This is a genomic window from Arthrobacter sp. 10N44_2, from assembly GCF_056394385.1.
The window spans coordinates 82,064-107,752 of the sequence record NZ_JBFTHT010000001.1; the positions used below are offsets into that span (position 1 = coordinate 82,064).

General features: G+C 68.0%; 23 protein-coding genes and 2 tRNA genes. 22 read left to right on the forward strand and 3 right to left on the reverse strand.

The annotated features are described in order from the left end of the window. Positions 1-20 precede the first annotated feature (20 nt). From obgE to AC1DBX_RS00495, 16 genes are all read left to right on the forward strand, one after another. A complete protein-coding gene (obgE, locus tag AC1DBX_RS00420) occupies positions 21-1,610 on the forward strand; it encodes a GTPase ObgE (RefSeq protein ID WP_079555434.1) in 1,590 nt (529 codons plus the stop codon). Further along, a complete protein-coding gene (gene proB / locus AC1DBX_RS00425) occupies positions 1,600-2,787 on the forward strand; it encodes a glutamate 5-kinase (RefSeq protein ID WP_476886351.1) in 1,188 nt (395 codons plus the stop codon). The genes obgE and proB overlap by 11 nt, the downstream gene beginning before the upstream one ends. A 26-nt stretch (positions 2,788-2,813) precedes the next feature. Beyond that, complete coding sequence (locus tag AC1DBX_RS00430; protein ID WP_476930804.1) at positions 2,814-4,199, forward strand: glutamate-5-semialdehyde dehydrogenase; 1,386 nt, start codon at positions 2,814-2,816, stop codon at positions 4,197-4,199. An 80-nt stretch (positions 4,200-4,279) separates the two neighbouring features. Next, a complete protein-coding gene (locus AC1DBX_RS00435; RefSeq protein ID WP_230011093.1) occupies positions 4,280-4,519 on the forward strand; it encodes a hypothetical protein in 240 nt (79 codons plus the stop codon). Between the two features lie 55 nt (positions 4,520-4,574). After that, a complete protein-coding gene (nadD, locus tag AC1DBX_RS00440; RefSeq protein ID WP_476930805.1) occupies positions 4,575-5,258 on the forward strand; it encodes a nicotinate-nucleotide adenylyltransferase in 684 nt (227 codons plus the stop codon). A 7-nt stretch (positions 5,259-5,265) separates the two neighbouring features. After that, a complete protein-coding gene (locus tag AC1DBX_RS00445) occupies positions 5,266-6,513 on the forward strand; it encodes a hypothetical protein (protein ID WP_476930806.1) in 1,248 nt (415 codons plus the stop codon). A 64-nt stretch (positions 6,514-6,577) separates the two neighbouring features. Further along, positions 6,578-6,979, forward strand: coding sequence for a ribosome silencing factor (gene rsfS / locus AC1DBX_RS00450; protein ID WP_018773346.1), 402 nt, complete (start codon positions 6,578-6,580; stop codon positions 6,977-6,979). Positions 6,980-7,141: 162 nt separating this feature from the next. Further along, positions 7,142-7,214: transfer RNA gene (locus AC1DBX_RS00455), tRNA-Ala, on the forward strand. 180 nt (positions 7,215-7,394) lie between these two features. Further along, positions 7,395-7,470: transfer RNA gene (locus tag AC1DBX_RS00460), tRNA-Ala, on the forward strand. 219 nt (positions 7,471-7,689) lie between these two features. Further along, positions 7,690-8,511 carry an amino acid ABC transporter substrate-binding protein gene (locus tag AC1DBX_RS00465; protein ID WP_230008769.1) on the forward strand — a complete coding sequence of 274 codons (822 nt, stop codon included), beginning with the start codon at positions 7,690-7,692 and terminating at the stop codon, positions 8,509-8,511. A gap of 36 nt (positions 8,512-8,547) precedes the next feature. Beyond that, a complete protein-coding gene (locus AC1DBX_RS00470; RefSeq protein ID WP_476856903.1) occupies positions 8,548-9,213 on the forward strand; it encodes an amino acid ABC transporter permease in 666 nt (221 codons plus the stop codon). Next, complete coding sequence (locus tag AC1DBX_RS00475) at positions 9,200-9,997, forward strand: amino acid ABC transporter ATP-binding protein (protein WP_476850130.1); 798 nt, start codon at positions 9,200-9,202, stop codon at positions 9,995-9,997. The genes AC1DBX_RS00470 and AC1DBX_RS00475 overlap by 14 nt, the downstream gene beginning before the upstream one ends. Positions 9,998-10,081: 84 nt before the next feature. Beyond that, positions 10,082-10,441 (forward strand): zinc ribbon domain-containing protein YjdM, encoded by a 360-nt coding sequence (locus AC1DBX_RS00480; RefSeq protein WP_230008766.1) that lies wholly within the window; start codon positions 10,082-10,084, stop codon positions 10,439-10,441. 14 nt (positions 10,442-10,455) lie between these two features. Continuing rightward, positions 10,456-11,571 (forward strand): NAD(P)-binding domain-containing protein, encoded by a 1,116-nt coding sequence (locus tag AC1DBX_RS00485; protein ID WP_476850128.1) that lies wholly within the window; start codon positions 10,456-10,458, stop codon positions 11,569-11,571. Between the two features lie 100 nt (positions 11,572-11,671). Further along, positions 11,672-12,817, forward strand: coding sequence for a class I SAM-dependent methyltransferase (locus AC1DBX_RS00490; protein ID WP_476930807.1), 1,146 nt, complete (start codon positions 11,672-11,674; stop codon positions 12,815-12,817). A gap of 155 nt (positions 12,818-12,972) precedes the next feature. Next, positions 12,973-14,175 carry an ROK family transcriptional regulator gene (locus AC1DBX_RS00495; RefSeq protein WP_476856899.1) on the forward strand — a complete coding sequence of 401 codons (1,203 nt, stop codon included), beginning with the start codon at positions 12,973-12,975 and terminating at the stop codon, positions 14,173-14,175. A 17-nt stretch (positions 14,176-14,192) separates the two neighbouring features. On the opposite strand, the gene AC1DBX_RS00500 is transcribed toward AC1DBX_RS00495, so the two are convergent. Then, positions 14,193-14,390 (reverse strand): hypothetical protein, encoded by a 198-nt coding sequence (locus tag AC1DBX_RS00500; RefSeq protein WP_018773338.1) that lies wholly within the window; start codon positions 14,388-14,390, stop codon positions 14,193-14,195. 431 nt (positions 14,391-14,821) lie between these two features. On the opposite strand from AC1DBX_RS00500, the gene AC1DBX_RS00505 reads away from it, so the two are divergent. Both AC1DBX_RS00505 and metE read left to right on the forward strand, forming a co-directional pair. Then, positions 14,822-15,796 (forward strand): methylenetetrahydrofolate reductase, encoded by a 975-nt coding sequence (locus AC1DBX_RS00505; protein ID WP_476930808.1) that lies wholly within the window; start codon positions 14,822-14,824, stop codon positions 15,794-15,796. Positions 15,797-15,854: 58 nt separating this feature from the next. Next, entirely contained in the window at positions 15,855-18,197 is a 2,343-nt protein-coding gene (gene metE / locus AC1DBX_RS00510; protein WP_476930809.1) for a 5-methyltetrahydropteroyltriglutamate--homocysteine S-methyltransferase, read from the forward strand. A gap of 193 nt (positions 18,198-18,390) precedes the next feature. On the opposite strand, the gene AC1DBX_RS00515 is transcribed toward metE, so the two are convergent. Then, a complete protein-coding gene (locus tag AC1DBX_RS00515; protein ID WP_026537142.1) occupies positions 18,391-18,897 on the reverse strand; it encodes a DUF2004 domain-containing protein in 507 nt (168 codons plus the stop codon). 110 nt (positions 18,898-19,007) lie between these two features. On the opposite strand from AC1DBX_RS00515, the gene AC1DBX_RS00520 reads away from it, so the two are divergent. Beyond that, positions 19,008-20,405, forward strand: coding sequence for an aldehyde dehydrogenase family protein (locus AC1DBX_RS00520; RefSeq protein WP_476930810.1), 1,398 nt, complete (start codon positions 19,008-19,010; stop codon positions 20,403-20,405). Positions 20,406-20,433: 28 nt separating this feature from the next. Here the strand turns inward: AC1DBX_RS00520 and AC1DBX_RS00525 are convergent, their stop codons facing one another. Next, complete coding sequence (locus AC1DBX_RS00525) at positions 20,434-21,354, reverse strand: LysR family transcriptional regulator (protein WP_476930811.1); 921 nt, start codon at positions 21,352-21,354, stop codon at positions 20,434-20,436. 317 nt (positions 21,355-21,671) lie between these two features. Here AC1DBX_RS00525 and AC1DBX_RS00530 point away from each other — a divergent pair, with 317 nt between their 5' ends. From AC1DBX_RS00530 to AC1DBX_RS00540, 3 genes are read left to right on the forward strand one after another with little or no spacing between them, the layout of a single operon-like run. After that, the gene (locus AC1DBX_RS00530) at positions 21,672-23,093 is read left to right on the forward strand and encodes an NAD(P)/FAD-dependent oxidoreductase (protein WP_476930812.1); all 1,422 of its coding nucleotides are present in this window, start codon (positions 21,672-21,674) and stop codon (positions 23,091-23,093) included. Next, positions 23,090-23,851, forward strand: coding sequence for a DUF1365 domain-containing protein (locus tag AC1DBX_RS00535; RefSeq protein ID WP_476930813.1), 762 nt, complete (start codon positions 23,090-23,092; stop codon positions 23,849-23,851). Before AC1DBX_RS00530 ends, AC1DBX_RS00535 begins: the two co-directional genes overlap by 4 nt. A 2-nt stretch (positions 23,852-23,853) precedes the next feature. Continuing rightward, positions 23,854-25,305: a class I SAM-dependent methyltransferase gene (locus AC1DBX_RS00540; protein WP_476931040.1), complete on the forward strand. Its 1,452-nt coding sequence runs from the start codon at positions 23,854-23,856 to the stop codon at positions 25,303-25,305. The last annotated feature ends 384 nt before the right edge of the window (positions 25,306-25,689 follow it).

A 25,689-nucleotide genomic window follows, 5' to 3' on the forward strand; every position in this document is an offset into this window, starting at 1 on the left:
ACAGCACTGAGGAGATCCACGTGGCGAGCTTTGTAGACCGGGTAGTACTGCACGTATCCGGCGGTACCGGCGGCCACGGCTGTGTCTCCGTCCACCGCGAGAAGTTCAAGCCCCTCGGCGGTCCCGACGGCGGCAACGGCGGCAACGGCGGTGACGTCATCCTGCGCGTGGACCCCCAGACCACCACCCTGCTCGACTACCACCACGCGCCCCACCGGCACGCCACCAACGGCGGCCCTGGCATGGGCGACTGGCGCGGCGGCAAAAACGGCGAAACCCTGATCCTTCCGGTGCCGGTGGGCACCGTGGTGAAGTCCAAGTCCGGCGAAGTCATCGCCGACCTCGTGGCCGAAGGCGACGAATACATCGCCGCCGCCGGCGGGATTGGCGGCCTCGGCAACGCCTCGCTGTCCTCCCAGAAGCGCCGCGCGCCCGGCTTCGCGCTGCTCGGCATCGAAGGCGAATCCAGCGACGTCGTCCTGGAACTGAAGTCCATCGCCGACATCGCCCTCGTCGGCTTCCCCTCCGCCGGCAAGTCCAGCTTGATCGCCGCAATGTCCGCCGCCCGGCCCAAGATCGCGGACTATCCCTTCACCACCCTCATCCCCAACCTGGGTGTCGTCCAGGCCGGTGAAGTCCGCTTCACCATTGCCGACGTCCCCGGCCTGATCGAGGGCGCCAGCGAGGGCAAGGGTCTCGGCCACCACTTCCTACGCCACGTCGAGCGGTGCGCCGCCCTGGTGCACGTGCTGGACTGCGGCACGCTCGAATCGGACCGCGATCCGCTCTCCGACCTCGCCATCATCGAGGCCGAGCTGGAGAAATACGCCGTCGACATGAGCTACAGCGGGTCCGACGGCGAAGTCGTACCGCTGAACCACCGCCCGCGCCTCGTGGCCCTGAACAAGGTTGACCTGCCGGATGGCAAGGACATGGCCGAGTTCGTCCGCCCGGAGCTCGAATCCCGGGGCTACAAGGTCTTCGAAATCTCGGCGACGAGCCACGAAGGCCTCCGCCAGCTTGGCTTCGCCATGGCTGAAATCGTCAAGGCCGCCCGCGACGCCGTCGCCGCGACCCCGCCGAAGGTACACGCCCCCGTGCTGCGCCCCCGCGCCGTCAACGAGACCGGCTTCACGATCCGCCGCGAAGAAAAGAACCTTGAGCCGCTCTTCCGCGTCCTCGGCGACAAGCCCGTGCGCTGGGTCAAGCAGACCGACTTCACCAACGAGGAAGCGATCGGCTATCTCGCCGACCGCCTGGCCAAGCTCGGCGTCGAAAATGAACTGTTCAAGCAGGGCGCCAAGCCGGGCGACATGGTGGTCATCGGCGAGGACGACGGCGTCGTCTTCGACTGGGAGCCGACCATGATGGCCGGTGCTGAGCTGCTCGCCTCGCCCCGCGGCACCGACGTGCGCTTCGCCGACATCGGCGACCGCCCGACGCGTGGCCAGAAGCGCGACGAACAGCAGGAACGCCGCGACGCCAAGGCCGCCGCCCGCGCCGAGCTCGAAGCCGAACGCAAGGCCGGCATCTGGACCGAATCCGTCAGCAGCCGCCGCGCGCGGCAGCCGCTCAAGGAGAGTGGACTGGGCGAAGCCGATGACGAGTAAGGCCGTCGTCGAGCACCGGTCCCAGCCGCTCAGCGCTCAAGACCTCAAGGCCCAGACCATCAACGCCCCGGACCGCACCGCGCTGTCCGGGGCGCGCCGGATCGTCGTCAAGGTCGGCTCGTCCTCGCTGACGTCCATCAAGGGCGGGATCTCCGAAGAGGCCCTGACCGGGCTCGCCGACGCCCTGGCGCACAAGCGCAACGCGGGCGCGGAGATCATCCTGGTGTCCTCCGGTGCGATCGCCGCCGGCCTCGCCCCGCTCGGCCTTGAGAAGCGCCCCCGCGACCTCGCCACCCAGCAAGCCGCCGCCAGTGTGGGTCAGGGCCTGCTGATGGCCCGCTACACCCACGCCTTCGGCGCGCACGGGGTTACCGTCAGCCAGGTGCTGCTGACCGCCGATGACTTCATGCGCCGCAGCCAGCACACCAACGCGTTCCGCGCGCTGGACCGGCTGCTGAACCTCGGCGTTGTCCCGGTGGTCAACGAAAATGACACCGTAGCCACCCACGAGATCCGCTTTGGCGACAACGACCGCCTCGCTGCCCTGGTGGCTCACCTGGTCCGCGCCGACGCGCTCGTGCTGCTCTCCGACGTCGACTCCCTGTACGACGGTCCGCCGTCGCACGGCGCCAAGCGGATTCCGCACGTCTCCGGCCCCCACGACCTCGACGGCGTCTCGATCGGCAGCACCGGCAAGGCCGGCGTGGGCACGGGCGGCATGGTCACCAAGGTCGAAGCCGCCAGCATCGCCGCGGGGTCGGGCATTCACGCCCTCGTAACATCCACGGCCAATGCGGCCGCCGCGCTGGCCGGCGAGGACGTGGGCACGTGGTTCTCCGTCAACGGCGCGCGCAAGCCGATCCGGCTCCTGTGGCTGGCCCACCTGGCATCCGTGCGCGGCACCCTGGTGCTCGACGACGGCGCGGTCAAGGCCGTCCGCGACCGCCGCACCTCGCTTCTGCCGGCCGGAATCGCCGCGGTGAAGGGCGACTTCGAGGCCGGCGACGCCGTGGAGATGGTGTCGCTGGACAACACGGTGATTGCCCGCGGGCTGGTCAACTATTCGGCCGCCGAGCTGCCCCAGATGCTGGGCCGCTCCACCCATGAGCTCGGCAAGGCACTGGGCCGCGGATATGACCGCGAAGTTGTTCATGTTGACGACCTGGTGCTGGTCTAGGTTCCCCCGACGCCTAAACTGGAAGCATGACTGAGGCCCTGACTTCCGCTGCCGTGACTGATGTGCCTGCCGGCACCGTTCCCGCCGGTAACGCCGCGCCCGCCCAAGGGTTCGCGGCGGCGCCGGATCCGGCAGCGGCCCCTGGCACGGCAACGGAGACCGAAGCAGCCGTCCACGCGGTCGCAGACCGCTCACGCCACGCCGCCCACAGGATGGCACGCGCCAACCGGGCCTGGAAGGACCGGGGCCTGCGCGCCGTCGGCAAGGCGCTGGTGGATCACAAGCACCAGATCCTGGCCGCCAACGCCAAGGACGTCGCGGCCGGCCGGGCCGCCGGCACCAGCGCCGCCCTGCTGGACCGCCTGACGCTGACCGAGTCACGCATCGCGGCCCTCGCCGCCGCACTGGAAAACCTCGCCACCCTGCCCGACCCCGTCGGGAACGTGGTGCGGGGCCAGACTCTCCCCAACGGGCTGCGCCTGCGCCAGATCAACGTACCCATGGGCGTGGTGGCCGCGATCTATGAGGCCCGCCCGAACGTCACGGTCGACATCGCCGGACTGGCCCTCAAGAGCGGCAACGCCGTCATCCTGCGCGGCGGATCCGCCGCCGCTGCCACCAACGCCGCCCTGATCACCATCCTCCGGGATGCGCTGGAATCGGTGGGCCTGCCCGCCGACGCCGTCCAATCCGTGGACCAATACGGCCGCGACGGCGCCAACGCGCTCATGCGGGCGCGCGGCCGGGTGGACGTGCTCATTCCCCGCGGCGGGCGCGAGCTGATCCAGGCCGTCGTGACGAACTCCTCCGTGCCGGTCATCGAGACCGGTGAAGGCAACGTCCATATCTTCCTGGACGCTTCCGCCAGCGAGGAAATGGCCGTGGACATCCTCCTCAACGCCAAGACCCAGCGGCCCAGCGTCTGCAACACCGTCGAAACGCTCCTGGTGCACTCCAAGTCCACTGTCCTTCCCGCGGTAGCCGCCGCATTGCGGGCTGCCGGGGTCACCCTGCACGTGGACCAGCGCATCCGCGCCGCCCTGCCGGCCTCGGTCCAGTCCGTGCCGGCCACGGAAGACGACTGGGCCACCGAATACATGAACCTGGACTTGGCCGTGGCCATGGTGGACAGCCTGGACGAGGCCGTCAGGCACATCCGCAAGTGGTCTACCGGCCACACCGAAGCGATCCTGACCAACGACCTCGCCAACGCCGAGCGCTTCATCGCCGAGGTCGATTCGGCGGCCGTGATCGTGAACGCCTCCACCCGCTTCACCGACGGCGGCGAGCTCGGCCTCGGCGCCGAAGTGGGCATTTCCACCCAAAAACTCCATGCCCGCGGCCCCATGGGACTGACCGAGCTGACCACGACCAAGTGGATCGTGCAGGGCGAGGGCCAGATCCGGGGCTAGCAACGCTGTAACATGGAACGGAAGACCGGAACGGCGGACACCTCCGCCGTCGTCAAATTTTGAACTCACTAGGGGAGAACATGCTGTCGCAGCAGATCGCCACTTTCGTCGCCGCCGCCGGCGAATCGGGCCACGAGGAACTCGCACCGCTCATTGCACCGCCGTTTGTCATTGGCGGCACCATGTTCGCGATCCTGGTGGTCCTGCTGCTGATCACCCTGTCCTACTCCAACCTGGGACGGCGCCACGTGGCTGTCGAGGAGCACTCGGACCCGCACCGCCAGCACCCGAACAAGCACGATCACGGCCAAGGTCACTAATATTTCCGCCCCCACGAAGCAGCGCGGCGCCCAGCGCCGCCTGCGTCTGGGTGTGATGGGCGGCACGTTCGACCCCATCCACCACGGACACCTTGTCGCGGCCAGTGAGGTCGCGGCCAAGTTCGACCTCGACGAAGTCGTTTTTGTGCCCACCGGACAGCCCTGGCAGAAGATGGCCAAGAAGGTCAGCGAAGCCGAGCACCGGTATCTCATGACAGTCATCGCCACGGCCTCGAACCCGCGCTTCACCGTGAGCCGCGTGGACGTGGACCGTCCGGGACCGACCTACACGATCGACACCCTGCGTGACCTGCGGACCCTGCGTCCGGACGCCGATCTGTTCTTCATCACCGGCGCGGACGCCCTGGCCCAGATTTTGTCCTGGAAAGACATCGATGAACTCTGGTCCCTCGCGCACTTCGTGGGTGTAACCCGGCCGGGCCACGTCCTGGACGGCATGGGCCGCAAAGACGTCAGCCTCCTGGAGGTCCCGGCCATGGCCATTTCCTCCACGGATTGCCGCACGAGGGTGGCCGAAGGCAACCCGGTCTGGTACCTCGTGCCGGACGGGGTGGTCCAGTACATCGCCAAGTACGGCCTGTACCACGCCAGCCCCGACGCCGATCGCCTCGAGGCCGGACACGCCGGGACCGCCAACGCCGGAAACGGCGCGGCAGGGACTGCCCCCGCAGAGCACGATCCAGCCTTTGAGATTACCCAACCAGCCAGCACTGAATGAGTTTGCCATGAGTCAGGAACAGCCTCCCATCCGCAGCCGCCGCGAATTGCGGCAGGCCAGAGATGAACGTCTGGACACTCCGGGCCCGGGCGAGCCGACGGAGGCCGAAATCACCGGCCGAAGCCGTCGCGTTGCCGACGCCCCGGTGGACTCTGTGCCCGCTGATTCTGTGCCCGCTGGCACGGAGCGGTCTTCCCAGGTCCGGGCACGGGACCGCGCCGCGCTGCGGACCATCAAGGAACTCGCCGAGAAGGAAGGCCAGCTGGCCGGCGGAGGGCCGCCCACGCGACGCCAGTTGAGGCTTTTGGAGCTGGCGACCGAAACGGCCCCGGCCACCCAGGCCAACACCATTGTCCCGGTGTCGCCGCGGACCCGGGCCACCCCGGTGGTTCGCCCGGCCCCGAAGGATGCTGCTCCGAAGGAGGCTGCCCCGGCTGGGGCGGCCGCCCCGGCACCCAAGGCCCCCGCTGCGCCCAAGGCTCCCGCGGCCGACGGCGCCGGACCGGGCGGGGCGATGCCCGAGGGCATGACCCTGGAGCAGGCGCTGGCCGCCCGCGAACTCCTCGCGGAGCAGGCCAAGAACCAAGTGGCCAAGATGGAACACATTGCGGCCACGGATCCGGATGCCGTTGATCCGGCCGTCCTGGCCGAGCAGATCGCCCTCGCCGAGCGTGCCGCGATCCTGAACCGCCGCGCCGCCGCCAAGCAGAAGCTTGCCGAACAAAACAGCCAGCCGGCGGCGCCCCGCAACGATCCGACCACGGCCAACAACCTGGCCATGGTCACACCCTTGGAATTCGAGAAGGTTCCCGGCGTGGAGCGGCCCGTCATGAAGCGCCCTGCCACGTCGTACGTTCCGGTTGTCACCAACCCGGGTCCGCGCGTGGACGCGCCACGGAAACCCGGCCTGCGGCGGCCGGGCATCGCCCGCCAGAAGGCCGCAGGTCCCGCGACGGGCTCTGCCGCTGGCAGGGCCGGCGTCCTGGCCCGTGCGGAAGCAGCCGCGAAAGCCGGAACGGCCCGGCCGGCAAACGCTGCAAACGCGGCAAATTCGGCGGGGGAGGCCGAGGAAAGACTCGTGGGCGGGGAACCCGTGGCCGCGAATGCCGCCTACGGGCTCGAACCCCTGGATGCCGCCACCGCCGGACTCGGCCGGGCGCGCCGCCTGCGCATGCTCCAGCTCGGCGTCCTGGCGGTGGGGATCGTTGCCCTCATCGCCGGCATCACGCTGATCGTCACCGGGCTGGCCCACTAGGTCTCAGGCCGCCACTGGCGCCACATTTTCAACACCATAATTTTTCATCACTACAAGGAGTCCCGTGACTGCAACCGATTCATCCATCACTACCGCCCGCCACGCAGCCCGCGCTGCCTCGGAGAAGCTTGCCGAGGACATCGTGGCCCTGGACGTCAGCGAACGGCTGGCCCTGGCCGACGTCTTCCTGATTGCCTCGGCCCCGAGCGAACGCCAGGTCAACGCGATCGTGGACGGCATCGAGGACGAGCTCTCCAAGTTTGACCAGAAGCCCGTCCGCCGCGAGGGCCGCTCCGGCGGCCGCTGGGTGCTGCTGGACTACTCCAACGTCGTCATCCACGTCCAGCACGAGGAAGACCGCGTGTTCTACGCCCTCGAACGCCTGTGGAAGGACTGCCCCGTCGTCGATCTGCAGCTCGGCGACGACGCCTCCGCCAAGGCCACCGCCGGCACCGACACGGAGTAACGCCCGCGTTCAGGCCACCTCCGGACGCCAAACCGGGCCGAATATGCCCGATTTGGAATTTTCCGGAGGGCTGGTCTAAGATATTTGAGTTGCTTCGGAGAAATCCGGACAAAAAACCGGAACATCGCACGTCGGCAGACATGCTCGGAGCAGCGAAAATTCGGGGCTGTGGCGCAGCTGGTAGCGCACCTGCATGGCATGCAGGGGGTCAGGGGTTCGAGTCCCCTCAGCTCCACCGGATAATCCGCCGGAATCGAAAGATTCCGGCGGATTTTTTTGTGCCCGGTTCCATGCTGGATTTTGTGCCCCGTTCCACGCCCTGTTCCATGAGTCAGCGCGCCGATTAGCGCGAACGCGATTTGTGGTTTAGGCTATTCAGGTTGCTTCAGGGAGGACGAAACTTCCAGGCAAATGAGGGGCTGTGGCGCAGCTGGTAGCGCACCTGCATGGCATGCAGGGGGTCAGGGGTTCGAGTCCCCTCAGCTCCACCAGAAAGGGAATCACCGCCAGGCGGTGGTTCCCTTTTTCGTACCCTCTGCAGCTGTGCAGGACTTCGAAAGTCGCATACGTCAAGACCGTCTCATGACCGGACGTCATAAACTGTCATTTAGGCTCTCCACCCTGAGCTGGACCTTGCTATCGTCGCTAGGAGACAGCCGCCCTGCGGCTTAGCTGGAAGGCCATTTCCGGCTCCACGACTAAGGAACATCATGAAGCGCACACGACTTTCCGTTATTGGCCTCATCGCCGCTGCAGGACTCGCCCTGGCAGGCTGCGGGTCGGCGTCCACCACCCCGGCCAGCTCAGCGCCGGCAGCCGGTGCGGACACCTCCCTCAGCGACGTCAAGAGCGCAGGCGTGCTCAAGGTCGGCACGGAAGGCACTTACAAGCCGTTCACGTTCCACGCCAACGGCAGCGGTGAGCTGACGGGCTACGACGTGGAGATCATGAACGCCGTCGCCGCGAAGCTGGGCGTCAAGCCCTCCTACCAGGAGACGCAGTTCGACGCCATCTTCGCCGGCCTCGACGCCAAACGGTTCGACGTCGTCGCCAACCAGGTTTCCATCACCGACGAGCGCAAGGCGAAGTACGACTTCTCTACCCCGTACACGGTGAGCACCGGCGTGATCGTCACGAAGTCGGACAACGACAGCATCCACTCCTTTGACGACCTCAAGGGCAAGACCACGGCGCAGTCCCTGACGAGCAACTGGTACAAGCTGGCGCAGCAGAGCGGCGCGAACGTCGAGGCCGTCGAGGGCTGGGCGCAGGCAATCACGCTGCTCAAGCAGGGCCGCGTCGATGCCACCATCAACGACAAGCTGACCTACCTGGACTCCCAGAAGACCGACCACGACGCCGACATCAAGATTGCCGCCGAGACCACCGACAAGTCGCTGAGCGCGTTCACCCTGCGCAAGGGATCCACCAGCCTGACCGATGCCATCAACAAGGCCCTCGGCGAGCTGGCGGCCGACGGCACCCTGACGAAGATCTCCCAGAAGTACTTCGACGCCGACGTCTCGAAGTAGCCCTGTGCAAGCCGCAGAGAAACGCCGCGTCCGGGCATGAGCATCAACTGGGAACTCGTGTGGTCATCGCTGGGCCCGCTCCTGACGGGTGCGATCTTCGGCACCATTCCCTTGGCACTGGCCTCGTTCAGCCTGGGCCTGCTGCTGGCTCTGGTGGTGGCCCTCATGCGGCTGAGCCGCAACCGCCTGGTTTCGGCGGTGGCGCGGACCTACATCTCCGTCATCCGCGGAACCCCGCTTTTGGTCCAGCTGTTCGTCATTTTCTACGGGCTCCCTTCCGTCGGAATCACCATCAGCCCCTGGCCCAGCGCCATCATTGCGTTCTCCCTGAACGTCGGCGGCTATGCCGCGGAGGTCATCCGGGCGGCCATCCTGTCGGTTCCGAAGGGCCAGTGGGAGGCCGGCCACACCATCGGAATGTCGCGCCGGCAGACGCTCGTGCGGATCATCCTGCCGCAGGCCGCCCGGGTCTCGGTTCCGCCGCTGTCGAACACCTTCATCAGCCTGGTCAAGGACACGTCGCTGGCGTCGCTGATCCTCGTCACCGAACTGTTCCGCGTGGCGCAGCAGGTGGCGGCCTTCAGCCAGGAGTTCATGCTGCTGTATCTGGAGGCGGCCGTGATCTACTGGGTCATCTGCCTCGTTCTCGCCAGCGGACAGTCCGTCCTGGAGAAGAGATTGGACCGCTATGTCGCCCACTGAACCGCAACCCTCTGACGTTCCTGTCCCGGACGAGCCGCTCCTGACCGTCACGGGCCTGCGCAAGTCGTTCGGCCACCATGTTGTGCTCAAATCCATCGACCTTGAAGTCCGCCGCGGCGAAGTGGTCACGTTGATCGGGCCGTCCGGATCAGGAAAAACGACAGTCCTGCGCTGCCTGAACGGCCTCGAAGTGCCCGACGCCGGCGTCGCCGAATTCGCGGGGCAACTGACCGTGGACTTCGCCACACCGGTGGCGAAGAAGCAGGTGCTGGCCTTGCGGGACCGCAGCGCCATGGTGTTCCAGCATTACAACCTCTTCCCGCACAAGACCGTCCTGGAGAACGTGATCGAGGGCCCGGTCCAGGTGCAGAAGCGGCCCAAGGCGGACGCGATCCAGGAGGCCCGGGACCTGTTGGCCCGCGTCGGCCTGACCGGCAAGGAGAACAGCTACCCGTTCGAGCTCTCCGGCGGCCAGCAGCAGCGCGTCGGCATTGTGCGTGCCCTCGCCCTGCGCCCGCAACTGCTGCTCTTCGACGAGCCCACCTCTGCGCTGGACCCCGAGCTCGTGGGCGAGGTCCTGACCGTCATCAAGGAACTCGCTGACGAAGGCTGGACCATGGTGGTGGTCACCCACGAGCTCGCGTTCGCCCGTCAGGTGGCCGACGAGGTCATCTTCATGGACGGCGGCGTGGTGGTCGAACGCGGCCACCCCGACACCGTTCTGCGGGACCCGCGGGAGGAACGCACTCGGCAGTTCGTGGACCGCCTGCTGAACCCGTTCTAGGGCGCCCCGCCAGCGGCGAGAAAAAGCGGCGGGAATAAGCGGCAAGAATTCGGGCGGGCACAGGCGGCGACTAAACTTGGTCGGGTGAACGACTCCCTGCCCCCGTGCCCCGAATGCTCCAGCGAATACACCTACGAAATGGGGGCGCTCCTGGTCTGCCCGGAGTGCGCGCACGAATGGTCCGCATCCGCGGAGACTGACACAGAGGCCGACACCCCCGCGGCCGCGGTCATCAAGGACGCGGTGGGCAACGTCCTCGCCGACGGCGACACCGTCACCGTGGTCAAGGACCTGAAAATCAAGGGCAGCTCCACCGTCATCAAGGTCGGTACGAAAGTCCGCGGCATCCGCCTGGTCAACGGTGTTGGAGACCACGACATCGACTGCAAGGTGGACGGCGTGGGCCCCATGCAGCTCAAGTCCAGCGTCGTCAAGAAGATCTGACCGGGGACACGACCGTGACCGCAGAGACGGTGCGGGCGGCCGACGTCGTCGTGGTCGGCGCCGGCCAGGCGGGCCTGTCGGCGGCCTACCACCTTCAGCGCCGCGGCTTCGTCCCGGCCGGCGCTGACCCGGCCGGCCCGGCCGCGGCCGGGACGTACATCGTGCTCGACGCCGAGGACGGGCCCGGCGGAGCCTGGCGGCACCGCTGGAAGAGCCTGCTCATGGCCACGGTGAACGGCATCAGCGACCTCCCGGGAATCCCGCAGCCCGATGTGGACCCCGCCGAGGCCAGCTCCAGTTTCCTCACCCGCTATTTCGGCGGGTACGAGCACGACCTCGGCCTCGCGATTGAGCGGCCGGTCAAAGTGCAGTCGGTGAGCCGCGAGGACGATGACCCCGCCGGGCGGCTGAGCATCGCAACCTCCCGCGGCCGGTTCTCTGCCCGCGCCCTCATCAACGCAACCGGCACCTGGACCCGGCCATTCTGGCCCATCTATCCGGGCCAGGCCAGCTTCCGCGGCCGGCAGCTGCACGTCGCCGACTACGTTTCCGCCGACGAATTCCGCGGGCAGCACGTCATCGTCGTCGGCGGCGGGATCTCGGCCGTCGGGCTGCTCGATGAGATCTCCAAGGTCACCACCACCACATGGTTCACGCGCCGGGTACCGGTCTGGCGCGAGGCCGCGTTCGACCGGCAGGCCGGCCACGACGCCGTCGCCCTGGTCGAGGAGCGGGTGCGCCAGGGCCTGCCGCCGCAGAGCGTCGTCTCCGTGACGGGCCTGATCTGGACCCCGGCCCTGCGCGCCGCCGCCGCGCGCGGCGCCCTGGACCGGCACCCCATGTTCACCGCGATCGAACCCGACGGGGTCCGGATGACTGACGGCAGCTTCCTGGCCGCCGGGGTCATCCTGTGGGCCACGGGATTCCGGGCCGAACTCGAACACCTCGCCCCGCTGCACCTGCGCGGACCCGGCGGCGGCATCGCGATGAACGGCACCCAGGTCGCGGGCGAGCCGCGGGTGCACCTCGTCGGCTACGGGCCTTCCTCGTCCACCATCGGCGCCAACCGGGCCGGCCGGGCCGCCGTCGCCGGAATCGTCACCCTGCTGGCCCGGTCCGGTATAACGTAAAACGTAAGACCTGCAGAGCAGCGCCGGGGGAGGCCTCACACCCGGCTCCCACTGCCAGCACCCATACCCAAGCCCGACAAGAAACGGCGGCACAACGCGCGTGGCGGACAACAGCTTCGAATCCCTCTTTGCCCGGCTGAGAAGATTCCCCGACGTCGAGGCCGACAACCTGCAGGCCTGGGACGCGACGGACAGACTCCTGCTGGACTCTGCCCTTGAGATGCCCGCGGCCGGCCTGCTGCAGCCCGGCGGCCGGCTCGCGGTGGTGGGGGACCGGTACGGTGCCCTCACCCTCGGCGCACTGAACCTCGGGGCGGACGCTGTGCGCGTCCAGCAGGACCTCATCACCGGTGAACGGGCACTGCGGGCGAACGCCGGGGCCCTGGGCATCGACGGCGGCTTCAAGCACCTCCCGTTGGGCGCCGAACTGCTGGAGGGAGCCTCCCTGGTCTTGCTGCAGTTGCCCCGGTCCCTGGCGGAACTTGAGGAAATCGCCGACGCCGTGGCCCGCTATGCGGCGCCCGAAGTGGTGCTGGTCGCGGGCGGACGCGTCAAACACATGAGCCTGGGCATGAACACCGTCCTGGCGCGCTACTTTGAGGATGTCCAGCCCCAGCTGGCGCGGCAGAAATCACGGCTCCTGCTGGCCCGGAGCCCCAAGCCGGTCCCGGCCGCGCTGCCCTTCCCGGTCACTGAGGTCAACGCCGAACTGGGCCTCACGGTCTGCGCCCGGGGCGCCGTCTTTGCCGGCACCGGGCTGGACATCGGGACCAGGTTCCTGCTGGACTTCCTGCCCCGGATGCCGCACGCCACCCATGCCGTCGACCTTGGCTGCGGCACCGGAATCCTCGCCGCGATGTACGCCCGCGCCAACCCCGGCGCCCGCGTCACCGCGACCGACCGGTCCGCCGCAGCTGTCGACTCAGCCCTGGCCACCTCCCGGGCCAACGGCCTGGACGGTCGGATCGACGTGCTTCAGGACGATGCCATGAGCTCCCTCCCGGACGCCAGCGCGGACCTGGTGCTGCTCAACCCGCCCTTCCACCTGGAAGCGGCGGTCCACTCCGGCGCGGGGATCAAGCTGATCGAAGCGGCCGGCAGGGTGCTTGCCCCGGGCGGGGAGCTCTGGACCGTGTTCAACAGCCACTTGCACTACCGGCCGGCCCTGGAACGGCTGATCGGTCCCACCCGCGAGGCCGGCAGGAATCCAAAATTCACGGTCACGGCCAGCACCCGGCGGCCTTGACGCAAGAAACTTTGTGTCGGTAAAGCGCAAGTGTGGGCGCACGCCTGCACGTAACGTACGATTCTGACAACTGCTGTGCGTGGCCAAAACGTTTAGAGGTATCAGTGACCGAGTTCCGGCAACCCTCGCCGAGGCGAGGGACCAACCTACCGAAGATGGGCGACTTCAACCTCACAGTCATCCTCGACGCCATCCGCCGCACACCCGGCGGGCTGAGCCGGGTGGAACTGGCCCAGATTGTCGGACTCTCGCCGCAGACCATCTCCAACATTTCCCGCCGCCTGCTCGACCAGCACCTGATCGTCGAAGCGGGCAAGGAAGGCACCGGACCGGGCAAGCCCAGGACCATGCTCCGGCTGAATCCCGCGGGGATGTATGCCGTGGGCGTCCACCTGGACCCGGCCGTCCTCACGTTCGTCGTGCTGGACCTCCTCGGCGCCGTCGTCCGGCACTCACGGATCACCACCCCGCCCGGCACCGACCCCAGGGCTGTCATTGACACCATCGCGGGCGAAATCAAGAGGCTCATCCTGGACTCCGGGGTGGACCCGGACCGGATCGCCGGGCTCGGGGTTGCGTCGCCGGGGCCCATCGACCTCAACGAGGGCGCCGTCGTGGACCCGCCGCTGCTGCCGGGCTGGGACCACGTGGGGCTGCGGGATGCCCTCGCGGAAGCCACGGGCCTGTCGACACTCATGGACAAGGACGTCACCAGCGCAGCCGTGGCCGAAACCTGGGCCGGGGGCCCCAGCGGCGAGGGCAGCTTCGTCTTCATGTACATGGGGACCGGGATCGGCTGCGGGATCGTGCTCAACGACGAAGTCGTCCGCGGGACCTCGGGCAACGCCGGAGAAATCGGGCACATCATCGTCGACCCGGGCGGTGCCCTCTGCGACTGCGGGCAACACGGCTGCGTGAAGTCCTCCGCCATTCCGCAGGTCCTCGTGGCGCAGGCTGAGGCGGCCGGGATATTGAATGGTTCACTCCAGGACAGGAGCGCGCCGGCAGTTCAGGAACGTTTCGCCGAGTTGTGCGCGATCGCCGAAGCCGGCAACGACGCAGCCAAGGAAATCATTCGTGGGTCCGCAGTGCTCGTGGCCCGTGCGGTGTCGGTCGTCACCAACGCCCTGGACGTGGACCGGGTAGTGTTTGGCGGCCCGTTCTGGACCTGCCTCTCAGCGGCTTACCTCGAGCTGGTCCCCGGTCTGGTTGAGGCGAACAGTGCCACCCGGAGGATCCATGGGATCGAAGTCGTGGGCACGGGGGTAGGCGAGGACGTCGGCGCCGTCGGTGCGGCCTGCCTTGTGCTCGAACACACGCTGGCCCCGCGTTCCCAGCGGCTGCTCCTGGGCGACTAGACAGAGGCCACCCGGGCTCAGTCGATGTCCTCAACCACCGTCCCATACGGGATGGTGTCATCCAGATGCGCCTGGTGGCCATGCGGAAGCACGAGAATCCGGACCCCGTGCAACCTCTCTGCGGCCGACTGCATGAGGACTGGCCGAACCGTGTTGATGAAGCTCTCGCTCTTGCCGGCGAGGTACTGCTGATAGCTGGCTGGAAGCTGAATCATGGCAACAGGATAGTCCTGCCCGGATGCGTTGGGGAGAGCGGGCCGCGTGGGGCGAAAATGGCACCTTGGGCGAACATTGTTCTGCCCGGCGCCGCAAACGGCCGTAAAGGTGCGTCTTAATTCGGGGACCGACTTGAAGGGCCCCACGGCCCGGCCTTAGAGTTCTATACAAGTTACCTCAGTAACGTGTCAGCGATCCTCCGCTGAAAGCTGCCCCCGGGCGGCCCAGGAGGGTGTGGGTGCCCCCATGTGGGCCTGACATTTGCTCACGGACAACTTCGTATCAGGCGTAACAGTCGCGGCTGCGCCCTGCTGAAGTTCCCTCCGTGTTCCCCAAACTCAATTCACTGACGACGGAGTTTCCGTTTCTGGTTCCGGTCCTTCGGGGCTTCCGGATCTCCCGGCGGCAGTGTTCAAAGCCAAGGACGCAAATGTCACCACCAAGCCTTATCGATACCCATCCCAATCTTGCCGGCGCGGCCCCTGTTGCGCTGTCCTACGAGCTGTTCCCGCCGCGGTCGCCCGCAGCCGCGGAATCCCTTTGGACCACCATCGGCGAACTGGAAGCCACAGACCCGGACTACGTGTCCGTGACCTACGGCTCCAACGGCTCCAACCGCAGCACCGCCGTCGATCTCGTCAACCGGCTCGTGCAGGAAACGACGCTCCGGCCCCTGGCCCACCTGACCTGTGTGGGGAATTCCCCGCAGGAACTGGCGGAGATCATCGGCGAACTGCTCGACGTCGGCGTCCGCGGCATCCTCGCCCTCCGCGGCGACCGGCCCAAGGATGGAGAAACCCCGCCGCCGGGATCGCTCCGCTACGCCCAGGACCTGATCGAACTCATCCGCCGCGTGGAGCAGCGCCGTTCGGCGCTGTTGTGCGCCGGCAGGGTCGCGGTCGGCGTCGCCGCCTACCCGACCCGGCACCCGGAATCCCCGAGCGAGGCGCACGACGTCGAGGTCCTGCTGGCCAAGCAGCGCTCCGGCGCCGACTTCGCCATCACCCAGGTCTTCTTCCACACCGAGCAGTACGCCGACCTCCTGGCCCGGGCACGCCGGGCCGGGGTGACCATCCCGATCATTCCCGGGGTCATGCCGCTCACCAGCCTCCGGCGGCTCGCCCGGCTCGGGGAACTGACCGGCGTCGAACCGGCCCCGGAACTCATCGAACGCCTCGCGGCTGCCGACACCGACGCCGAACGGACCCGGATCGGGGTCAGCGCCACCGTTGATCTCGCCAACGCAGCCCTGGACGCCGGAGCCCCCGGCATCCACCTCTACACGTTCAATGAGCACGCCGCGGCACTGGACGTGCTGGACAAACTCGCGCTGCCCCGCCCGCACCGCGGCAACAAGAACGGCGGCAACCGGCACACGGCCAGCCGCCGCCAGCTCGCCAGCTGACCGCGCCAGGAAAACACAACTTCCCTCCGCACCACACCACCAACACTTAGGACTTCCCATGACTGCACTGAACACACTCAACCCCACTCCGTTCCCGGCTGCCTCGATCCTGGGCTACCCGCGCATCGGCCGCCGCCGCGAACTCAAGAAGGCCGTCGAGGCCTACTGGGCCGGCAAGATCGACGCCGCAGCCCTGGACGCCGCCGCCAAGGAAATCCAGCTCGGCACAGCCAAGCGGCTCCAGGGCCTGGGTCTGACCGAAGCCGCCGCGGTGCCCGGCACCTTCTCCTACTACGACCAGGTGCTCGACGCCGCCGCCCACCTCGGTGCTGTTTCGGCCCGCTTCGGGAACCTCCTCAACGCGCAGGGCCAGCTCGACATCGACGGTTACTTCACCCTGGCCCGCGGCAACAAGGACCAGCAGCCGCTGGAAATGACCAAGTGGTTCGACACCAACTACCACTACCTCGTGCCGGAAATCGGGCCGGAGACCAACTTCGCGCTGACCTCGAACCGGATCGTCGAGGAATTCGAGTACGCCCTCGCCAACGGCGTCGAGACCCGCCCGTACATCGTCGGCCCGGTGACGTTCCTGCTGCTGAGCAAGGCCTCCGACGACGCCCCGGCCGGCTTCAGCCCGCTGTCCCGCCTGGAGGACGTCCTCCCGGTCTACACGGCGCTGCTTCAGAAGCTCGCCGCCGCCGGCGCCAGCTGGGTCCAGCTCGACGAGCCCGCCCTCGTGGTGGACCAGGACACCCCGGCCGTGGAAATCCAGGCCGCCGTCGCCCGCTCCTACGAGGCCCTGGCCGCCGCGGCCCGGCGTCCGCAGCTTTTCGTCTCCACCCCGTACGGCGCGCTCAACGGCCAGCTCGGCACCCTCGCCGCCACCGGCATCGACGCCCTGCACCTGGACGTCTTCAAGGGCGAGGTCCCGTCCGCCGCTGCCCTGGCCGCGCTGGGCAACAAGACCCTCGTCGCCGGCGTCGTGGACGGCCACAACATCTGGCGCAACGACCTCGCCGCCTCCGCGAAGAAGATCGCCGAACTGAAGAAGTCGGTGGCCAAGCTGGCCATCAGCACCTCCACCTCCACGCAGCACGTCCCGCACGACGTCGACGAGGAAGTCCAACTCTCCGAGCAGCTGCGTAGCTGGCTGGCCTTCGCCGACCAGAAGGCCGTTGAAGTCGTCACCCTCGCCGGTCTGCTGACCGACGAGGCAGCCGTCCAGCCCGCCATCGACGAGGCCACCCGCGTCATCGCCTCCCGCGCCGGGGCCGAGGGCGTCCGCCGCAGCGACGTCCGGGCCCGCACCGCCGCCCTGACGGGCGCCGACTTCAACCGCTCCGCCTACGCTGTCCGCGAGGCAGCCCAGGAGAAGGCCCTGCACCTGCCTCCGCTGCCCACCACCACCATCGGCTCCTTCCCGCAGACCGGCGAAATCCGAACCGCCAGGGCCCGCGCCAACCGCGGCGACCTCACCTCGGAGCAGTACGAGCAGCTCATGAAGGACGAGATCAAGCGCGTCGTTCAGCTGCAGGAAGAGCTGGGCTTCGACGTCCTGGTCCACGGCGAGCCCGAGCGCAACGACATGGTCCAGTACTTCGCCGAGAACCTCGATGGCTTCGACGTCACCGTCCACGGCTGGGTCCAGTCCTACGGCTCGCGCTGCACCCGCCCGTCCATCCTGTGGGGCGACGTCACCCGCAGCGCCCCGATCACGGTGAAGTGGGCCGAGTACGCGCAGTCCCTGACCAGCAAGCCGATGAAGGGCATGCTCACCGGCCCGGTCACCATCCTGGCCTGGTCCTTCGTCCGCGATGACCAGCCGCTCGGCGAGACCGCCAACCAGGTGGCGCTGGCCCTCCGCGACGAGATCGCCGACCTCGAGGCGGCCGGCATCAAGGTCATCCAGGTGGACGAGCCCGCCCTGCGCGAGCTCCTGCCGCTGCGCAAGGCCGACCAGGCCGCGTACCTGGACTGGTCCGTGAAGTCCTTCCGGCTCTCCACCGCAGGTGCCGCGGACGCCACCCAGGTCCACACGCACCTGTGCTACTCCGAGTTCGGCGCCATCATCGACGCGATCGACGGCCTCGACGCCGACGTCACCTCGATCGAGGCCGCCCGCTCCCGCATGGAGGTCGTCCACGACCTCGAGTCCCACGGCTTCGGCCGCGGCGTTGGCCCGGGCGTCTACGACATCCACTCGCCCCGGGTCCCGGGCGAACAGGAAGTCACCGAACTGCTCAGCACCGCCGTCAAGCACGTCCCTTCCCGCCAGCTCTGGGTCAACCCGGACTGCGGCCTGAAGACCCGCGGCTACGCCGAGACTGAAGAGTCGCTGCGCAACCTCGTCACGGCCACCAGGACCGTCCGCGCCGAACTGCTCTCAGCCGCCAAGTAACAGGCCACCAGGCAAGCAGCCGTCAAGGAGCCCGCTCCACGCACAAACGACGCCGGCCGGTCACCCTCCAAGGTGACCGGCCGGCGTCGTACGTTCTTGATCATCGATTGCTGGGCAGCCGCCGTTTTAAGCGCCCGGAAGGGCATATACGGAGCAGTCGATGCAGGACTGCCAGCGACTCAGGATGCCCGGGTCAGGACTCCCAGAGGATTTCGTCGTCGACGACGCCGTCCTCATCCGCAGAAGCGACGAGGACCTCGTCGGTGAAGTGCTGGCCCAGCGTGAAATCGAGGACGAAGTAGCGTTCCGGCTGGCCGGGGTAGATGCCCACGTGGCCGAGCTTGAGCGCCTTGAGGAAGACCTCGTCGGTCAGCTGGCTCTTGTCCTCGACGCCGAAGACCTTCTTGAGGTGTTCGTCCTTGATCGCGTTGCAATGGAAGTGGCGGTACTCCTGCGGACTGGTGCCTTCCTGGTCCAGTTCCTCGGCGATCATTTCGCGGACCTGATCCACGAGTTCGGGCAGGAAGCGCAGGCGGTAGTCAACTTTATGCATGGCCGCTTCATCGAAATGGTCATGCGCGTTGACATTCAGGTCAAGCTCCACGGTCTGGCCCGCCAGCTCATGCGTGGCGGTGAGATTATGCTCCCGTCCGTGGTTGAGCTCGACCTCGCCGAAGTGCTTGCTCGCTACCTTGTTCATATCTTCAACATAGTCCTGAAAACCGGACCATTCCAGCGTTGGCAGGGTTTTCCGTACCGGAGTCACCGGTACCGGACCGGCGGACGGCCGCATGACTGTACATTGATCGGATGCAGCATGTAATCTCACCCGTCGGCCGTGCCCGGGCCGCGTTCGACGCCGGGACCACCCGCCCGCTCACCTGGCGGCTGGATCAGCTGCGCCGGCTGCGGCGCATGCTCGCGGAGCGGCACGCGGACTTCGCCGAAGCCCTCTCCCGCGACCTGGGCAAGCACCACACCGAGGCGCAGCTCGCGGAGATCGGGTTCGTGGACGCCGAGGCGGCGCACCTGGAGCGGCACCTCGAAGGCTGGCTCCGGCCCCGCCGCGTGCCGGTGCCGCTGGCAGTGCGGCCGGCCCGCGCCTGGACCGAACTCACCCCGCTGGGCGTGGTGCTGGTGATCGGGCCGTGGAACTACCCGCTGCAACTGCTGCTCGCCCCGCTCGCCGGCGCCCTGGCCGCGGGAAACACCGTGGTCCTCAAGCCGAGCGAACATGCCCCGGCCACCTCGGCCGTACTGGCCCGCTGGATTCCCGAATACCTGGCCGGCGCCGCCGAAGTGGTTGAGGGCGGCATCCCGGAGACCACCGCCCTCCTGGCCGAACGCTTCGACCACATCTTCTTCACCGGGGGAGAAGCCGCGGCCAAGGTGGTGATGCGCGCGGCGGCCGAGCACCTGACCCCCGTGACGCTGGAGCTCGGCGGCAAGTCCCCGGCCTACGTCGATACATCCATGGACCTGGCCACGGCGGCCAAACGCATCGCCTGGGGCCGGTTCATGAACGCCGGGCAGACGTGCGTCGCACCCGACTACGTCCTGGCCCGGAAGGAGATCCTAGAGCCGCTGCAGGCCGAGCTGATCAAGGCCGTTACGGCGCTCTTCGGACCGGACCCGGCGGCGAGCCCGTCGTACGGCCGGATAGTCGATGACCGCCACTTCGCACGGCTCGCGGCCCTCGCCGACGCCAGCACGGTGGTGCACGGCGGACAGCGCGACGCCGCCAGCCGCTACTTTGCGCCGACCCTGCTGCGCCCGGCGCCCGGCGACGCAGTCATGGCGGAAGAAATCTTCGGACCCCTGCTGCCACTGGTGCCCGTGGACGGGCTCGACGCGGCCATCGAGGAGGTCAACGGGCGCGCCAAGCCGCTGGCACTCTACGTCTTCAGCAACGATCCGCAGACGCGCCGCGCCTTCGCCGGGCGGACCTCGTCGGGGGCCCTGTGCTTCGACGTTCCGGCGGCCCATCTGTCAGTCCCCGGGCTTCCCTTCGGCGGGGTCGGCGGCAGTGGCATGGGGGCCTATCACGGGGAACATTCGGTGCGGACGTTCTCGCATGAGCGCCCCACCCTGGACAAGCCGCTGTGGCCGGACACGCTGGAACTGATCTACCCGCCGTACACCCGGACCAAGCACCGGATCATCGACGCACTCGTGGCGCCGGTCGGGAAGCGGGCCAGGCGGCGCTGAACGGCGCCGGCCTAACGGGGGCTTCAGCTCAGTCCCTTCCCGTGGTCCCGGGCCGGTGCATCGTTTCGGCCAGCAGCTCCACGAACAGCTGGACCTGGGCCGTCCGCTTCTCGTTGATCAGCAGGGCGAAAACATTCCGTGCCAGCCGGATCTCCGGCACATCGAGGACCACCACGCCGGCAGGCCGGTGCCGCAGGGCGAGGTCGGGGACCAGGGCGGCGCCGAGCCCGGCGGCGGCCATCTCAAGGCTCGCGTGGAAGTCATCGCTGTAGGCCACCACGCGGGGGTGCAGGTTGCAGCTCGCGAAGAGCCGTTCAATCACCGTGGCGTCGGACGTGCCGGGGTGGTGCATGATCCAGGGCATGTCCGATAGATGCGGCGCGGCGACCTTGGAATCCGCGCCGATGCCCCAGGCCGCCGGCAGCACCACGCGGAAGTCGTCGTCTCCGATCCACTGCCGGTCCACGGTGTGCGGCCAGGCGAGGCCGGACTGGCCCACCTGGTACACCAGGGCGACGTCGAGTTCGCCGCCCGTCCGCAGCCCCTGGATGGTCTGGGCCGGTTCCGCGACCGAGACCCGCAGGTCGATGCCGAGCTTCTTCCAAGCAGGGTTCCGCAGGATCGGCGGCAGCACATAGGTGGCGAGGCTCGGGAAGATGCCCAGCCGCAGCTCCTGGCTGGGACTTTCCTGCGCCCGGGAGGCGGCGGCCATCAGCGTCTCGATGTCCGTCAGGACCTTGGCGGCGTGCCGGGTCATGACGACGGCGGCTTCGGTCGGCTGGATGCTGCGGGCCGCGCGCTGGAACAAGGTGACGCCGGTGTCGCGTTCCAGTGCCGACATTTGCTGGGAGACGGCCGAAGCCGTGTAGCCCAACCGGGTGGCGGCGGCCGCAAACGATCCAAGCCGGATCACTTCCACAAGGGTCCGGAGATGGACGGGGTTGATCAAGGGCTGCCCTTCGCCTGGTTGCGGGTCCACGGAGACGGGACCGGAATTCCCGCTTCATTGTGGCATATCCGGCCCTCCGGCGGCCGTGCCGGTCTGCGTGCTGATGTGTCTGCCGGAATGTCCGCACGGAAAGTCTGCGCTGCGCGGCCGGGCCCATGCAGGAGAATCCGAGGAACCCAACTCGAGTGGCAGCTGACGGCGTCACTGGCGAGGGTCTGACAGCAGAACTGAAAAATCCCACATTCATACTCATCCGGCCGCCCGACGGCACCGAATTGCCCATAAGAGACTTCGGGCCAGACAACAGGAGCAGATCAGTGTCGCAAGCAGCAGGGATTCCGGCAGGCCGGCGCGTCGCCGTCATCGGCAGCGGAGTGGCGGGGCTGACCGCCGCGTACGTGCTGAACGGGCAGGACCGGGTAACGCTCTTCGAGGCCGACTCCCGGCTCGGCGGCCACGCCCACACCCACGATGTGCCGCAGCAGAACGGACCCACGCTGGGCGTGGACACCGGCTTCATCGTCCACAACGAACGGACGTATCCCACGCTCCTGCGCCTGTTCGCCGAGCTCGGCGTCGAAACCCAGGACTCCGAAATGAGCATGTCCGTCCGCTGCGACGGCTGCGGGCTGGAATACGCCGGCGCACGGGCCAAGGGGCGCGGGATCATTCCCCGGCCGTCCACCCTGCTGCGTGGACGCTACCTGCGGATGCTGCTGGAAGTCACCCGGTTCCACCGCCGGGCCCGCGCCCTGCTGGCCGAACCCGCCACAGGCACGGCAGTCGCCGGACACGAGCTCACCCTGGGGGAGTTCCTGGCCCAGGAGAAGTTCAGCAGCTATTTCATCTCGCACTTTATGACCCCCGTGGTCAGCGCCGTTTGGTCCTGCGACCCCACCACCGCGCTGGCCTACCCGGCCCGCTACCTGTTCACCTTCCTGGGCCACCACGGCCTGCTCGGCGTCAAGGGCTCCCCGCAATGGCGGACCGTCACCGGCGGCTCGCGCAGCTACGTCAACAAGGTCGCCGCGACCCTGCCGGACATCCGGCTCGCCAGCCCGGTCACCACGGTGCACCGGCACGCCGACGGCGTCGACGTCACGTCCGCGCTCGGTGCCGGGACCGTGCGCGAGACCTTTGACGCCGTCGTCATCGCCACCCACCCGGCGCAGGCCCTGCGCATGCTCACCGACGCCTCGGCGGCCGAGAGGGCCGCCCTTGGCGGCATGCCGTATTCGGTGAACCAGACGCTCTTCCACCGGGACGAGGCCGTGCTGCCGGCCAGCCCCAACGCCCAGGCCTCTTGGAACTACCGGCTTCCGTCCTGCGACGCCCGGCCGGACAAGGTCCTGGTCAGCTACGACATGACCCGGCTGCAACGGCTGGAACCCGTCGACGGCGGCCGGTACATCGTCAGCCTCGGCGAATCCGAGCTGATCGACGACGCCACGGTCCTGGACCGGATGGTCTACGAGCACCCGCAGTACACCCCGGAGTCGCTGGCGGCGCAGCAGCGGATCCTCGGACTCGGCGACGGGCGGCTGGCTTTCGCCGGCGCGTACCACGGCTGGGGATTCCACGAGGACGGCGCCCTGTCCGGTCTCAAGGCGGCCGCCCGGCTCGGCCGCGACTGGGACCAGCTTCCCGTTAACATCGGCACGGTGGCCGTGGACCCGGACCTCGCCCCGCCCGCAGTCCAGCCGGCCGCGGTTCCGCCGGCCGCGATGGAGGTGCCATGAGCGCGCCGGCCACCATCCATCCGGCCGGCCTCCACGGCGCGGCCATCTACCGCACTGCCATCGCCCATGTGCGGCGGACTCCGCTGCGCAACGCGTTTACCTACCGCAGCTACAGCTGGTATGTCGACGTCGACCATCTCCCGCAGTTGCCGCGCCTGCTGCGGCCGCTGGCGGGATTCCGGGTGGAGGACCACCTCGGCGATCCGGACGGCACCCTGCGCGGCAACGTGGAAAGCTACCTTGCCACCCAGGGGATAACGCTCGACGGCGGGCGCATCACCATGCTTGCCAGCGCCCGGGTGTTCGGGCACGTGTTCAACCCGCTGAGCGTGTTCTGGTGCCATAGTGCCTCCGGTGAGTTGCGCTGCGTCGTCGCCGAGGTTCACAACACGTACGGGGAGCGGCACTGCTACCTCCTCGAAACCGACGCCATGGGCAGGGCGAGCGTCCCGAAGGCGTTCTACGTCTCGCCGTTCAACGACGTCGACGGCGAGTACCGCATGAAGCTCCCCGAACCCGGCGAACGGCTCGCCGTATCGATCGTCCTGGAACGGGAGGGACAGCAGCCCTTCATCGCCACCATGGACGGCGTCCGGCACCAAGCAAGCGTGCGGAAGGTCGTGTCCGCGGCGCTCGCCGTACCCGCGGCCCCGCTGCGTGTCGCGGCGCAGATCCGCTGGCAGGGCATCAAACTGTGGGCGCGCCGCCTGCCCATCATCAAAAAACCACACCACCCTTCACAGGAGGCAGTTCAGTGACAATGACCGAAGCGACCGGATCCGGTACGGGACGGGCACAGGGCACCACTCACAGCAGCGCAGTAAACGACAGCGCAGTTGCCGGCAGCGCCGTCGACAGCGGGCTCGTCACCAGCAGGGTGCCGTACACCGTTCCCCAGCCTCCCGCTACCATCGACGCCGCCATCTGGCCCAGCATCGCCACGGTGCCCTCGAGCCTCAAGGCCCGTGTGGCCGGACGCGCTGCGGACGCTATCTTCAAGGCGGCCGTGCGCAGGCTGCCGCTGGAAGTCCGGTACCCGGACGGCACAGTATTAGGCAAAGCAGCACCGGGCACGGCTCCCTCCGACCAGGTACCCGCCGGCACCGCCTCTGGCGAGGCTGCCGCCGGCTATCCCGTCATGACCATCAACCGTCCCGTTGCCTTCGCCACCCGCCTCGGCGACGGCGGCCTGATCGGCCTGGGCGAGTCCTTCATGGCCGGCGACTGGGACGCCGATGACCTCACCGCCGTCATGGAGGTGTTTGCCTCCCGCGTCGGCACGCTCGTTCCCGAGCCGCTGCAGAAGCTGCGCGGCCTGTACCTGCCGCGCCAGCCGCGCAGGGAACGGAACACGGAGAAGAACACCCGCTCCAACATCTCCCGGCACTACGACCTCTCCAACGAGCTCTTCGCCTCGTTCCTGGACAGCACCATGACGTACTCCAGCGCCCTCTTCCCGGAAAGCGGCGACGCCCTGCGGAACGTGGCCTGGGACGGGCTGGCCGCAGCGCAGCAGGCCAAGATTGACCGGCTGCTGGACAAGGCCGGCGTGAAGGAAGGCACCCGGGTCCTGGAAATCGGCACCGGCTGGGGAGAGCTTGCCCTGCGCGCCGCCGCCCGCGGCGCCACCGTCTACTCCGTGACGCTCTCCAGCGAGCAGCAGGAACTGGCCCGCCAGCGCGTGGCCGAGGCCGGCTACGCCGACGCCGTCACGATCGAGCTCAAGGACTACCGCGCCGTGGAGGGCGAGTACGACGCCGTCGTCTCGGTCGAAATGATCGAGGCCGTCGGCTTCGAATACTGGGCCACCTACTTCCAGACCATCGAGCGGGTCCTGGCCCCGGGCGGCAAGGTGGCCATCCAGGCCATCACGATCGCCCACGACCGGCTCATGGCCACCCGCACCAGCTACACCTGGGTGCACAAGTACATCTTCCCGGGCGGGGTCATTCCGTCCGTCCGGGCCATCGAGGACATCACGGCGAAGCAGACCGGACTGCGCGTCCGCGAACGCCTCGCCATGGGTGAGCATTACGCCCAGACGCTGCGGCTTTGGGAAGAGCGGTTCATGGCCCGCGAGGACGAGGTGGGGGCCATGGGCTTTGACGCGGTCTTCCAGCGGATGTGGCTGTTCTACCTCTGCTACTCCCGGGCCGGGTTTGAAACGGGCTACCTCGACGTGCAGCAGATCGTGCTCGACTCCGCCGCCTAGCCCCGGTGTTAGAACAATCACGAATCGCTTGAGGCGGGCACTACGGTGCCCGCCTCTTTCGTGTGCCCGGACACCAGATGTAGTGGCCGGCGCCACCAACCCGGGTCCCCGCGGCGGCGCGCGACACGCCGTCTGCGGTGCGACACGCGGGCGTGATTAATGTGGCTAACTACTCCACAGGGTGTGGATTTCGTCCGCCAAAATGGCGGAAATCCGGACATTTGGAGGGCCCCCTCCTGTGGATTAAAGGTGGGTTAAATGACATACTTGTAATACATCATCTTGGGGTCCACATGAGGCTCTTGCACTACATGTAGTATCGACATACAGTTCCAGCAGAGCATCAGCGCGGGACATCCGGAGCCGGGATTGCGCTCCACAGAA